This window comes from Rhodospirillum sp. A1_3_36 (genome assembly GCF_047263945.1).
Lineage (GTDB): Bacteria > Pseudomonadota > Alphaproteobacteria > Rhodospirillales > Rhodospirillaceae > Rhodospirillum.
Genome location: NZ_JBLAVB010000001.1, coordinates 406,567 through 419,827, shown reverse-complemented (window position 1 = coordinate 419,827; position 13,261 = coordinate 406,567). Strand labels below are relative to the sequence as shown.

Below are 13,261 nucleotides of genomic sequence, written 5' to 3'. Positions count from 1 at the left end.
ATCATCGCAGAAAGCAACGCCCCTCGCAACGGTAAGGCATGACCAAAGGGGCAGGTTTCTCCCATTCCCGATGCGGGCTCATCCCGTGAGGTTTTAAGATACCCCGCGCCCGATCAAGCGGCATCCCGTCATGTGTCTTCGCTGCCACTTGTTGTGGTGAGGGGCTCCCGACGCAGAAGGTCAAGTTGCAGATCCTCCCGCCGCCCAGGCTGGCCGGTCAGCGTCCCGTCTTCCTCCACATCTTCCAAGGCGTCGTCCCCGTCCCGGGCTCGGGCACCATAGGCGGCCAGTGCCGGACGGCGATCCAGAAGGCCCGCAGCCTTCAATTCCTCAACACCGGGCAGGTCATCGAGGGATTCCAAACTGAAGTGATCCAGGAAGGAGTCGGATGTTCCCCAGGTCAGGGGGCGCCCCACGGTTTGGCGCCTTCCCCGGGGCCGAATCCAGCCCGCTTCCAACAATAGATCGAGCGTCCCCTTGGACAGGGCCACGCCGCGAATGTCCTCGATATCGGCCCGGGTGACCGGTTGGTGGTAGGCGATAATCGCCAGTGTCTCCACGGCAGCCCGCGAGAGGCGCCTCTGCTCCGGCGCTTCCACCCGAAGCATCCCCGCCAGATCGGGGGCCGTCCGGAAGGCCCAGCGGCCGCCGGTGACCACCAGGGTAACACCCCGATTGGCATACTGCTCCTGCAGGGCCGTGAGAAGCCCACCCATATCGGCACCTTCAGGCAGGCGGGTAGCCAGCTCCTCCGGCGACAGGGGATCGGCGGAGGCGAACAGCAGGGCCTCGACCATCCGAAGCTGACCGAAGTCCACCTCCCCTCCCGTCATTTTCACGCCGCGTTTGAAGGGTCCCTTACTCATCCTTATCCCCTTCCCGCCAGACAGCCTTGCCCGTGGGTTTCACATGGATTGGTGCATATGTTCCGCCATCCTGGCGAACGGATAACAGACCCTGCTTGGCCATCTCCAGTGTGGCCACAAAGGTTGCAGCAAGGGCTGACCGCCGGGCCAAAGGGTCGAGCATGGCCGGGGGCAAGAAGGTCTGCAGGGTCGTCCAGTCCAGCACGGTTCCAAGCATGGCATTTATCCGCTGAATAGCATCATCGACGCTATAAAGATCAAAGTGCTCGATCTCCAAGACCTTTGGCCGCTCCATGGCCCGCCTGACTGAGCCATAAGCCCGCAGCAGGTCATGCAGGGTGGCCGCGAAAATCGGCCGTTTGACCAGAACGAGTCCTTCGGGTGCCCCCCGGGAAAAGATTTCCCTCCCCAGGCGGGGACGGCCCATCAGCCGTTCCGAAACGGCCCGCATCCCCTCCAGCCGTTGCAATTGAAATTGCAGGGCCGCTGCCAGTTCCTCGCCACTGGGTTCGTCCTCGGACTTTTGAGCTGGGATCAGCAGGCGGGACTTTAAGTAGGCCAACCAAGCGGCCATGACCAAATAGTCTGCGGCCAGCTCCAATTGGGCTTGGCGTGCGTGGGCCATGAAGGTCAGATATTGTTCGGCCAAGGCCAGGATGGACAGCTTGGCCAAGTCCACCTTCTGGTCCCGTGCCAAGCTCAGCAGCAGGTCAATGGGTCCCTCGAAACCGTCCAGTTCCAGGACCAACTCATTCAGCCGCTCCGGCGAGGGCTCTGGCGTGGGGTCCTCCTGAAAGTCGGACTCGTCCACCATGATCTCTCCCGGCCTCTCAAGTGAAACGAGAATGGATTGAATGAATCTGGCCCCGGTTCACTCAATCTATAGAGATTTCAGAGTGTTCCGAATTGACCTTGATCTCGGACCCCTCGGAGCCATCCCTAAATGGGAAGCATGACGGTGGTATAAACGGCCGCCATCAACGCCCGGACGATGGGGCCAATAACCAACTCAAAGGGACTGAAATGGATGCCGATCTGCCCGAGGAGCAGGGGCAGAAGAAAAAGCACGCCGATCAGCAGCAACAGGCCCTTTTTTTCCATCCGGGACATCCAAAGGGCCGGCTTCATGGGTAACAGTCCCACCAGCACCCGCCCGCCATCCAAGGGAGGAATGGGGATCATGTTGAAAACAGCCAGAACGCAATTAATCAAGACGGCCTTTTGCAAGGTGATGAACAGAACTTGTAGCCAATCCTCTGGAACGAAACGCAAAAGATGGATGCTGGCCGCGAAGACAACGGCCAAAAACACGTTCATTCCGGGGCCGGCAAGGGCCACCCAGGCCATATCCCGTTTGGGGTGATGCAAGTTCCGATAATCCACGGGCACCGGCTTGGCCCATCCAAATAAGAAGGGCGAACTCACCAGAAATAACAGACCGGGCAACACGACGGTGCCAAAGGGATCCACATGACGAATTGGGTTTAAGGTCACTCGCCCCAGGGCCTTCGCCGTATTGTCACCCAGCAAAGAGGCAGCATAGGCATGGGCCGCCTCGTGTAACGTGATGGCCAGAATCAGTCCAGGGATCCAGGTCAGAACGTTTTCGACCATCCCCGCGAAGTCCATATCCATCACGACAAATACTCCGCCAGGGTTTCTTCGTCGATGCGCGGATCATAGGCTGGGTCTGGCGTACCAAGTTGCCCCTTGGCCCGATGCCAGCGCTGCATGCCCATGAGATCCAAGGGACGTGCGGCGTGAACCACCTCTTTCATCTCATCCATATCCCCGTTGCAATGGAGCACCAAATCGCAACCTGCTGCCAGCGAGCGGCGGGTCCTCTCCTCCATGGTGAGGCGATCAAGGGCCTTCATGGACAGGTCATCGGTCATCAACAATCCCTGAAAGCCGCAGACCCCGCGAATAACCTCGTCGATCACTTTGGCCGATAGAGTGGCCGGCTGGGTTGGATCGATTGCGGAATAGACGATATGGGCGGTCATAGCAAAGGGCGCGTCGGCCAGGACCTGAAAAGGCGGGATATCATGACCTGTCAGAGTGTCAAGATCGGTATCCACCACAGGCAAATCCTTGTGACTATCCGCGTGAGACCGGCCATGGCCAGGGATATGTTTGATCACTGGATAGACGCCACCGCTCAACAGTCCGGCGACCACCGCCTGTCCCAACGGACCAACAACCTCAGGGTCTTCCGAAAAGGCCCGATCGCCGATAATGTCATGGGCTCCCTGCTGGCGGACGTCCAGGACCGGCAAGCAATCGGTATCGATCCCCAATTGGCGCAGATCATGGGCGATCAGCCGAGCCTGTAAGGTGACCGCAGCCCGGGCCTTAAGGGGATCCCGCCCGTACAAGGAACCAAAGACTTCCGCAGGTGAGCGAACGGGCCAATGGGGAGGGCGCAGCCGCTGAACGCGCCCCCCTTCTTGGTCGATCAGGACCGGAGCATCCGTTCGGTCGACAGTCGCCCTAAGACTTTCGGTCAGGGAGCGGACTTGATCCGGTGTCTCGATATTCCGGGCGAAGAGAATGAACCCGAAAGGGTCGACTTCCCTAAGAAAGCCGATCTCATTGGGAGTCAATTCCGTTCCGGAGACACCCAAGATAGCGGCCAATGGCGATTTATCGGACAACGATGCACCCTTGCCCACGGCTTTTTAAGGTTTCGCAGAGGGCTTTGGCCTGGGCGCGATCACCCACCGGCCCCACACGAAGGCGGAAATAGATCCCCTTGTCACCCAGATCGGCCCGCACAACCGAATGGCGGAAGGAGCCAAGAAGATTTTTGTGCGTGGTCAAGATATTACGCCATGCCTCCTCGGCCGCACCCTCGGTCCGCAAAGCGGCGACCTGGATCAGGGTATCTCCCTTCACGGCCTTTCCCGACGATGCCGGAGCGGCGGCGGCCGTTTGAGGGGAGACGGGCTGCGGCGCTACGGGTTTGGGAGCAACAGGTTTGGGCGCCGCGGGTTTGGGAGCAGCTGTTGTCTTGGGCTCCAACGGAACGGGTGCCGGAGCGACCGGTTCTGCAGGGGCAACCGGCAGCGGCATGGTCGCCGTCCCGTTCGGCCTGTCTAGGGGACCCTTCCCGTTTGCCAGCGGCACCGGAGGTGGCGGCGGAGCAGGAGGGGTATCGGTTTCTATCGGGGAAGGTGGAATCTCCGGGGCCTGGGTCGCAAAGGCCGGAGCCGTGGTCTCGGTTTTGCCTGCGGCCTCTTCAGTCGGTGCGACCGGCGGTGGCTTGGGCTGTTCCGCCTCCGGAAGCAGCTTCTCTTCCGGTTTCACGGCCCGATCCCCTTCGGCAATGCGGTTATAAACGAGCTTGTCCTTGTTTTCGACCATCATGCCGCCGGGTTCTTCAGGACGAGTCTTATAGGGCTCCCCCTCGGCAGTGATCACCGGTGGTCCATCGGCCCCATCTGCCCGATCACTTCCCGCTTCTCCCAACAAATACCAAGCGGCGACACCGGCAACCAGCAGACCGAAAAAAATGCCGAACATAATGGCCAAGACACCTCCCCGTCCCCGGGGGCCATCCACGTCGTCATCCAAATAGATCTCATCGGAATTGCGCAGTTCGTCTGGCAGCAAGTTCATCAGCTGCTCGTCCAGGTCGATATCGTCCTCTGCACCGTCCGGACGCTGGCGCTTTAGTGCCATTACCGCATCTCCTTAACCGGTTCCACTCCGAAGATCTCCAACCCAGACGCTATCACCGTCGCTACCGCTTGGACAAGCGCGAGGCGGGCGAGGCTCATCTGCTCGTTCTCCGGAAGAAAGAACCGCAGTTGAGCGTCATCGTTCCCACGATTCCACAAACCATGAAAGGCTGCAGCCACTTCACCCAGGTAGAAGGCCACCCGATGGGGTTCATGGGCTTCCGCAGCACTTTCCACCAAACGGGGCCAACCAGCCAGCAGCCGCACCATGGCCAGCTCTTCTTCCGCATCCAGTAGCGACAGATCGGCGCTCTGGGCCAAGGCCTCAGGAGACAGGTCCCGGCCGGAGAAGGCCTCCATGGCGAGACGTTTTACGGACTGGGACCGAGCATAGGCATATTGCACATAAAAGACCGGATTATCCCGAGTTTTTTCCGTGACTTTGGCATAATCGAAATCCAAGGCTGCGTCATTCTTACGGGTCAGCATAATAAAGCGGACGACGTCCTTGCCCACTTCATCAACCACCTCGCGCAGGGTGATGAAGGTACCGGCGCGCTTGGACATTTTCACCGGCTCGCCCTTGTTCATCAGTTTGACGAGCTGGATCAATTTCACATCAAGCTCTCCTTGCCCATCCGAAACGGCTTTCACCGCGGCCTTCAGGCGCTTCACGTAGCCGCCATGGTCGGCGCCAAGAATGTTGATCATCTCCTTGAAGCCACGCTTGTATTTGTCGTGGTGATAGGCGATGTCGCTGGCGAAATAGGTCCAGGTGCCGTCGGATTTCTTCAGGGGCCGGTCCACGTCATCGCCGTATTGGGTAGCCCGGAACAGAGTCTGGGGCCGGGGTTCCCAATCATCGGGAAGCTTGCCCTTCGGGGGTTCCAGCTCACCCACATAAATCAGATCGCGATTTTCCAGCTCCGCAAGAAGCTCATCGACCCGCCCGGCGCGCACCAAGTCCCGCTCGGAGGTGAAAACATCGTGGGTGACGCCCATGGCGCCCAGGTCTTCCTTAATCAGGGCGAGCATACTCTCAATACCCCGATCCCGGAAGTGGGGCAGCCACTCGACCTCCTCCTTGCCCAGCCAAACAGCTCCTTCGTCCGCCGCAATGTCCTTGGCCAACGGAACCAGATAGTCACCACCGTATTCGATTTCCTTGGCCGCAAGCATGGCCGCAAAGGCCTCTTCGCTCAATTCTCCAAGCACCACTCGATACCGGGCATAAACGGCCCGGGCCAAGGCATCGACCTGGGCGCCCGCATCGTTCACATAATATTCCTTGGTCACCGCCCATCCGGCCTTGGAAAGCAGGCTGGCGAGCGCGTCACCATACACCGCGCCCCGTCCATGCCCCACATGCATGGGACCTGTCGGGTTGGCGGAGACGAATTCCACGTTGACGGCCGCTCCTCCGCCCATCGTAGAGGCGCCGAAGGCGGGTCCCGTTTCCAGAACCACTTTCAAAACGTTTAGCCAAGCTTCTGACTTCAAACGGATATTGATAAAACCTGGCCCGGCCACTTCGGCGTCGGAGACCAAGTCAGCCTGGACAAGCTTGCCAACCAGCAATTCAGCCAGATCGCGGGGTTTCATCTTGGCAGCTTTGCCCAAAACCATGGCCGCGTTGGTCGCCATGTCACCGTGGCTGGGATCCCGAGGGGGCTCCATGGTCACCCGAGAGGCATCCAGCTCTGCGGGCAGGGTGCCTTCAGCCTTCAATACCTCGACCACATCCAGAACAACGGCTTTTACTTCATTGAAAACATTCATGGCTTCACCAACGGGTCAAACAGTCTGGCATGTTCGTCGAGTGCGAAACGATCGGTCATACCGGCGATGTAATCACAGACCACCCGGGCTGTCCGGGGGGTATGGGGTTTCGAAGCCCGCTCCCGCCAATCGGTGGGCAACAGGCGCGGCTCCTCAAGCAATAGGGCGAATGTCTCACGCACCACCCGCCGGGCCTTGCTGGTCATGCGGTTCACTCGATAGTGGCGGTAAACATTGAGAAAGAGAAAGTCTTTCAGGCCCTTGTCGTTTTCCGCCATTTCCGCGCTAAAGGCAACCACCGGCTCATTCATGGCCCGGATTTCCGCCGCCGAACCAGGTGCCGCCGTACACAGTCGGCGGCTGGTTTCCCGGCGCAGGTCATCCACCATGGCCGTAATCACCCGCCGCTGGGTCTCATGCAGAATGCGCGAGGTTTCCAGGCCAGGATAGGTCTCCAACACCTCGCGCAGGAGTGGACCGACCAGAGGGACCTCCACTAGATCGTCCAGCTGCAGAAGCCCGGCCCGCAGACTGTCATCGATATCATGGGCGTTGTAGGCGATATCGTCCGCCAAGGCAGCGATCTGCGCCTCCGGTCCAGCGTAAGAGGCCAGCTCCAAATCATGGCTGCTGACATATTCCCGGATCGCTGCGGGCAACTCCTCCAGGGTCCTCTCCCCGGCCTTCACCAGGGGACCGTTATGCTTGACGAGCCCCTCCAGGGTCTCCCAAGTTAAATTCAGGCCATCGAAGGTGGCATAACGCCGTTCCAACTTCGTGACGACACGTAAGGACTGGGCGTTGTGGTCAAAGCCGTCGAAGGAGGCCATGCAATCCTTCAGCGCATCTTCTCCCGCATGACCGAAGCAGGTGTGCCCCAGGTCATGGGCGAGGGCGAGGGCTTCGGCAAGATCCTCGTTCAGTCCAAGCATGCGGCTGACTGAGCGGGCGATCTGCGACACTTCCAGACTATGGGTCAACCGGGTTCTGTAATTTTCCCCCACTGAATTGACGAAGACTTGGGTCTTGTACTTCAAGCGGCGGAAGGCGGCGGCGTGAATGATCCGATCCCTATCCCTTTGGTGGGGGGATCGATGCGCGTTGCCAGGCTCGGGGTGGAGTCGTCCTCTGCTTTCCTCCGGATGAGTGGCATAGGGGGCGAGGACTGTCGGTTGGGGAATCCAGGGTGTCATGGCGGAAAGGTAGTCTCCAGCGCGCCTCCGGGCAAGCTTTCAAGCCCACTGTCTTTGCCGAATAAACCAATAAGCCGTTCAATATTTCACAATCAGATGGTCAAAGAGGCCTTTCATTTACGCCGCAGTGCCGAAGGAAACGCCCCCTCCCCTTGCGCTTGGCTGCCCGAACTGCCTATCTTGGCAGTTGGAAGCTTCATTCGGACGCAACAGTCCCGTGGGTTTCATGGCCTTCCCCCATGGCCACCCCAATTGGCTCTGTCACAAAGGAAGACCGCAATGACGGACATGACCACTGAAACCACCCCTGCTCCCGCCACCGGCGTCTCCCAAGGACCGGAGGTAAGCATTTCCGCCTCTGCGGCAGCGCGAATCAAAGCCTTGATGGAAGCGGAAAAAAACCCTGGCCTGATGCTGCGCGTGATGGTTTCCGGCGGCGGATGTTCGGGCTTTTCCTATGGGTTCGACCTGGAAAAAACCGTTGCCGAAGATGATCGGCTGTTCAAGGAACACGACGTCACCGTGGTGATCGATGAAGCATCCCTGGACCTGCTGCGGGGCTCGGTGATCGACTATACGGAAGACCTGATGGCTGCAGCCTTCACCATCAAAAACCCCAATGCCACCAGCACATGCGGTTGCGGAACGTCCTTTTCCGTATAAGGGGTGAGCGCCGGTGAGAGGATACCCCCTCACCAATCCAGACATTTGTCCCGTTCCAGGCCATAGGCCTGGGGCGTGTCCATTTCCAGATTTCTGGCCCGCTGTTCTTTGAAGAACGCCTGAAACAGGGGTTCCAACTCCCTTTGGATGCGCTTGAGGTGCACTTGCTTGGCTGTGGCCCGGGAGGATGCCTTCATGGGGTTCACTTGGCGCGCCACCTCGGCGGCTCTGGCACTCAAGCGGGGCAGAAAGGCCTCGTATCCCTGACGGTAAAGCGCCACATGGCGCAACTCGTGGTCCAAGGTCACGTGGTAGGGACAGGTCGACGGCCGATACTGCCGGGCGACGTAGACCAGAATACTCTCGTATTGGAAGCGAATCGTCAGATCCGTTAGAAAGACACAATATCTCTGATTTCCCACCTGCTTGGCGGAAACCCTTGTCTGGTAGGAATAGGTTGGGCGGGTGCTGGTCAACCCGACGGCATTGCCCACCGCCGATGCCCCTTGCTGGCTGGCCAGGATCGCCGCCAATTGGGACGCCGTTTTGCTTGTATCCAGAGTCGGTTGGGCAAATCCGGTTTCCAAAATAACCCGGGGAGCCATCTCTGGCTGGGGACAATCTGCCGCAAGGGCGGAGGAGGCCCCTGGGACACTCAGGCCGACGATCACACAGCCCACCCTGATAAGGGTTCCCCCGACTGCCCTTATCAGGGCTCCCCCGAGCGCCCTTATCAGGGCTCCCGTGATAGGAAACGTCAAACCCTGTTCCTGCGCCGCCGAGGCGCGGGTCGAAGCCGCTTCATCCATGGGTTTCCCTGTCCCCCGTCCCTGGTCCATGGTAAGACGAGACCATCCCGTCCCCTCCCCATATGGCCCTCTCAGGAGATAAGAAACAATGGTGCGCATCGCCACCTTCAACGTGAACAGCGTCAAGGCCCGTTTGCCCAACCTGCTTGCATGGTTGAAGGCGGAAACGCCCGATGTCGTCCTCCTTCAGGAGATCAAATGTGTGGACGAGGCCTTCCCGGCCCTGGAGATTGAGGAATTGGGATATCAGGTGGCCGTCCACGGCCAGAAGACCTACAACGGCGTGGCCATCCTCTCCCGCCTGCCGCTGGAGGACATCACTCCCCGCCTGCCCGGCGCCACGGGATCGGAAGACGACGAACCCGACGCCCAGGCCCGCTATATCGAGGCCCTGGTGGACGGCAAGGTCCGGGTCTGCTGCCTCTACCTGCCCAATGGGAACCCCATCACGGAAGACCGCAAGTTCGGTTATAAGCTCCGCTGGATGGACAAGCTGATCGACAGGGCGCGAGTCCTTTTGGAGACCTATCCGGACCTGCCGGTGGTCATCGCCGGGGATTACAACGTCTGTCCAACCGATGATGACGTGTACGACCCCAAAGGCTGGAAGGATGACGCCCTCTGCCGACCGGAAACCCGCCAGCGGTTCCGCGCCCTGCTCCACATGGGATATACGGACGCCCTACGCGCAGTGACCAAGGCACCGGGGGTTTATACCTTCTGGGACTATCAGGCGGGCGCTTGGCAGAAGGATAACGGCCTGCGCATCGACCACTTGCTGCTCAACCCGGCGGCCGCGGACAAATTGATGACCGCAGGTGTGGACCGCAAGCCGCGCGGAGAACAGAAGGCCAGCGACCACACGCCGACGTGGGTGGAGTTAGCTTGCAACGCCCAAACGTCTTGACCGCTTTTTTCCTCTCAATTACTCTCACACTTTAAACGATGCCTTCTATTTTAAAGGGATCCCGTGGGAGGGGTGAATCTTGTGCCTTCTTGCGACATAAACTCAAAATTGTGAGGCGCTTTTCGAAATTTCTTTGCAAGTGGTTAGAGTATCGCTTGGAGCGGAAAACCGGTTGTCCGCTCCGCGTTCCCTTCGCGGCCCCCACTTTTCCGCTCGATGCTCTAGGCCAAACTTGTGCTCGACAACATGGCATTGAGGGCAATGCGAACAAATAACCGCATCGGATGATCCCTTTATACCAAGGTGCGGTGAGTTTGCCTCACCGCACCTTGGAAGCGGCCAAGTGGCCGCCGCGCCTTATGGCGCGTAAAAGCCCGCCTGGCGTTTGAACGCAAGAAAAGCGGCGTGGGTTTAAACCCGCGCCGCTTGGTATTAGTAAAGAATCCCTATCCAATCGACATGGCTTCCTTGCCTTACCCTCTTTAGGAGAGACTGACCATGAGCGAAAGCTCAATCTTCGACATGATGGATAATCCAAACCCACCCGAACCAGAGGGCGCACGGACGATGGTTCAAGTCATCTATGCCCTCTACGTTGTTTCTTTTTTTTATGGAATTACGTCTGTATTTGGACTCACCATGGCCTATCTGAAACGAGGCGACTACACTGGAACAATATATGCTGATCACTTGACTTGGCTGATTCGAACTTTTTGGTTTTCTATTCTCTTTTCTTTGATTTCCTTAGCAATCATCTTGAGCAATTCTCTTTCTCTGGCATATTTGATGATGGGAATGACAATGGGATTCTGGTATTCCCTACCTGGAGCAGCAATCCTAATACTTTGTTTCACTGTTATATGGTTTATCTACCGTGTGTTTAAGGGAATGTTCGCCATAAGTAAGCGCAAGGGTTTTTCTAATCCCAAGTCATTCTTTTAAAACAGGTCCACAAGTCCTGTTCGGCTTCAGCTTTTGCCGTAACCCGACAGAAAAAACGCCCCGTGGATCGACCACGGGGCGCTTTCACATCAACGAAGGGACATCGAGCCCCTACCTCTCCACCTGGGATACGTCGCGCACGGCGCCCCGATCCGCACTGGTGGTGAGGGCTGCGTAGGCCCGCAAAGCGGCCGAAACAACCCGCTTCCGGGGTTTGGCGGGTTTCCAGGCGTCCTTGCCCTTGGCGTCCATGGCAGCGCGACGCTGGGCGAATTCCTCCTCGGAGATCTGCAGCGTGATGGTCCGGTTGGGGATGTCGATGACCAGGGTATCCCCCTCCTCCGCCAGACCAATGGGGCCACCGGCGGCCGCTTCGGGAGAAGCATGGCCGATGGACAGACCGGAGGTGCCGCCGGAGAAACGGCCATCGGTCAGCAGGGCGCAGGCTTTGCCCAAGCCCCGAGACTTCAGGTAGCTGGTGGGGTAAAGCATTTCCTGCATCCCCGGCCCACCCTTGGGACCTTCATAGCGGACGATCACCACGTCGCCCTCGACCACCTCGCCGCCCAGGATCCGGGCCACGGCCTCGTCCTGGCTTTCGCAGATCTTCACGGTTCCGGTGAAGGTCAGGATCGACGCATCCACGCCGGCCGTCTTCACGATACAGCCATCAGGCGCGATATTGCCGTAGAGAACCGCCAAACCGCCATCTTTGGAATAGGCGTGCTCCAGGTTCCGGATGCAGCCGGACTCCCGGTCCGTATCCAGCTCCCAGCGGTTCTCCGTCGAGAAGGGCTCGACAGTTCGCACCCCACCCGGAGCCGCCTTGAAGAACCGCTTCACGATGGCGTTGTCGGTCAGCATGATGTCATTGTCGGCGATGGCGTCGGCCATGGTCGGCGCATGCACGGTCGGCACGTTGGTATTCAGCAGACCGGCCCGGGACAGCTCGCCCAGGATCCCCATGATGCCACCGGCCCGGTGCACGTCCTCCATGTGGTAAATCTGGGTGCTGGGGGCCACCTTACACAGATGCGGCACCTTGCGGGACAGGCGATCGATATCCTTCATGGTGAAGGGGATTTCCCCCTCCTGGGCCGCAGCCAGCAGGTGGAGCACCGTGTTGGTGGAACCGCCCATGGCGATGTCCAGGCTCATGGCGTTTTCGAAAGCAGCGAAGCTGGCCACAGAGCGGGGCAAAACGCTGTCGTCATCCTCCTCGTAATGGCGCTTGGCCAGATCGACGATGCGCCGCCCGGCCTCCAGGAAGAGCTCCTTGCGGTCGGCATGGGTGGCGACGATGGAGCCATTACCTGGCAGGGAGAGACCAAGGGCCTCGGTCAGGCAGTTCATGGAATTGGCCGTGAACATGCCCGAGCAGGAGCCGCAGGTGGGGCAGGCAGAACGCTCAATGACCGCCACTTCGTCGTCCGAGTTCTTTTCGTCCCCCGCCGCAACCATGGCATCGATCAGGTCCAGGGCGACTTCCTTGCCTTTCAACACGGCCTTGCCGGCTTCCATAGGGCCACCGGACACGAAAATGGTCGGAATGTTCAGCCGCAGAGAGGCCATGAGCATGCCCGGGGTGATCTTGTCACAGTTGGAAATACACACCAGCGCATCGGCGCAATGGGCGTTCGCCATGTATTCCACCGCGTCGGCAATCAGCTCCCGCGAGGGCAGGCTGTAGAGCATGCCATCGTGGCCCATGGCGATACCATCATCCACGGCGATGGTGTTGAATTCCTTGGCCACACCGCCCGCATTCTCGATCTCGCGGGCCACCATCTGCCCCAGGTCCTTCAGGTGCACATGACCCGGGACGAACTGGGTGAAAGAATTGACCACGGCGATGATCGGCTTGCCGAAATCATCGTCATTCATGCCGGTGGCGCGCCACAATCCGCGGGCGCCGGCCATGTTGCGGCCATGGGTGGAAGTGCGGGAACGATAAGGAGCCATGAAACGTCGCCTGCCTGGAGGGTCTTGGGTGGACCTTCCTTTTGGAAGGCCTGTCCCGGCTATCCGGGGTCGGTGACCTTACAACATGGAGCCCCGTGTTCAAAGGAGAAGAGACTCCCGGACTTCCGCCTCCATATATTGAAGCCAATCCTCTGCATACCGTTTCCCATTCGGATGCGGAGGTAAACTAGACTCTGTGTCCTTGAAAATCCGGAAACCCTGCTTCGCAGTTTCTGGGCTCTGCCCAGACCCGTAAAGGGTCACGGACCCTTTGATCCCATTGGTAAAAACAAATGGGGGTCCGGGGCCTCAAGCCCCGGTTGGAGACGGGGTATAGAAACCAAATGCCCCTACTCTTTTGATAGATATCAATGAAACTTTTCTCCTAATCCGGGATTTTTCCCCGTGGAGTGTCAATGGCGCTTCCCAACGCCGGATCCACCGGCCCGAATTGGGG

Annotated in this window: 12 protein-coding genes; 3 read left to right on the top strand and 9 right to left on the bottom strand. The window is 59.1% G+C overall.

The features are described 5' to 3' along the window. Window positions 1–128: 128 nt before the first annotated feature. The 7 genes from scpB to ACLIRY_RS01730 form a co-directional block, all read right to left on the bottom strand. The gene (gene scpB / locus ACLIRY_RS01760; RefSeq protein ID WP_413203619.1) at window positions 129–866 is read right to left on the bottom strand and encodes an SMC-Scp complex subunit ScpB; all 738 of its coding nucleotides are present in this window, start codon (window positions 864–866) and stop codon (window positions 129–131) included. Then, window positions 859–1,680: a segregation and condensation protein A gene (locus tag ACLIRY_RS01755; RefSeq protein ID WP_413203618.1), complete on the bottom strand. Its 822-nt coding sequence runs from the start codon at window positions 1,678–1,680 to the stop codon at window positions 859–861. The genes scpB and ACLIRY_RS01755 overlap by 8 nt, the downstream gene beginning before the upstream one ends. Before the next feature lie 125 nt (window positions 1,681–1,805). Then, complete coding sequence (locus tag ACLIRY_RS01750; protein WP_413203617.1) at window positions 1,806–2,501, bottom strand: site-2 protease family protein; 696 nt, start codon at window positions 2,499–2,501, stop codon at window positions 1,806–1,808. Beyond that, a complete protein-coding gene (gene nagZ / locus ACLIRY_RS01745; protein ID WP_413203616.1) occupies window positions 2,501–3,505 on the bottom strand; it encodes a beta-N-acetylhexosaminidase in 1,005 nt (334 codons plus the stop codon). Before nagZ ends, ACLIRY_RS01750 begins: the two co-directional genes overlap by 1 nt. Before the next feature lie 7 nt (window positions 3,506–3,512). Next, window positions 3,513–4,550 carry an SPOR domain-containing protein gene (locus ACLIRY_RS01740; protein ID WP_413203615.1) on the bottom strand — a complete coding sequence of 346 codons (1,038 nt, stop codon included), beginning with the start codon at window positions 4,548–4,550 and terminating at the stop codon, window positions 3,513–3,515. Further along, on the bottom strand, window positions 4,550–6,328 hold the full coding sequence (argS, locus tag ACLIRY_RS01735) for an arginine--tRNA ligase (protein ID WP_413203614.1): 1,779 nt from the start codon (window positions 6,326–6,328) through the stop codon (window positions 4,550–4,552). Before argS ends, ACLIRY_RS01740 begins: the two co-directional genes overlap by 1 nt. After that, the gene (locus ACLIRY_RS01730; RefSeq protein ID WP_413203613.1) at window positions 6,325–7,521 is read right to left on the bottom strand and encodes a deoxyguanosinetriphosphate triphosphohydrolase; all 1,197 of its coding nucleotides are present in this window, start codon (window positions 7,519–7,521) and stop codon (window positions 6,325–6,327) included. Before ACLIRY_RS01730 ends, argS begins: the two co-directional genes overlap by 4 nt. A 288-nt stretch (window positions 7,522–7,809) precedes the next feature. On the opposite strand from ACLIRY_RS01730, the gene erpA reads away from it, so the two are divergent. Further along, a complete protein-coding gene (gene erpA / locus ACLIRY_RS01725) occupies window positions 7,810–8,184 on the top strand; it encodes an iron-sulfur cluster insertion protein ErpA (protein ID WP_413204177.1) in 375 nt (124 codons plus the stop codon). Window positions 8,185–8,213: 29 nt separating this feature from the next. Here the strand turns inward: erpA and ACLIRY_RS01720 are convergent, their stop codons facing one another. Next, window positions 8,214–8,993, bottom strand: a complete 780-nt coding sequence (locus ACLIRY_RS01720; protein WP_413203612.1) for a hypothetical protein — start codon at window positions 8,991–8,993, stop codon at window positions 8,214–8,216. Between the two features lie 88 nt (window positions 8,994–9,081). On the opposite strand from ACLIRY_RS01720, the gene ACLIRY_RS01715 reads away from it, so the two are divergent. Both ACLIRY_RS01715 and ACLIRY_RS01710 read left to right on the top strand, forming a co-directional pair. After that, window positions 9,082–9,900: an exodeoxyribonuclease III gene (locus tag ACLIRY_RS01715; RefSeq protein WP_413203611.1), complete on the top strand. Its 819-nt coding sequence runs from the start codon at window positions 9,082–9,084 to the stop codon at window positions 9,898–9,900. Window positions 9,901–10,398: 498 nt separating this feature from the next. Further along, window positions 10,399–10,842, top strand: coding sequence for a DUF4870 family protein (locus ACLIRY_RS01710; protein WP_413203610.1), 444 nt, complete (start codon window positions 10,399–10,401; stop codon window positions 10,840–10,842). Between the two features lie 111 nt (window positions 10,843–10,953). Here ACLIRY_RS01710 and ilvD read toward each other — a convergent pair whose 3' ends face one another. Then, entirely contained in the window at window positions 10,954–12,804 is a 1,851-nt protein-coding gene (ilvD, locus tag ACLIRY_RS01705; protein WP_413203609.1) for a dihydroxy-acid dehydratase, read from the bottom strand. Window positions 12,805–13,261 lie beyond the last annotated feature (457 nt).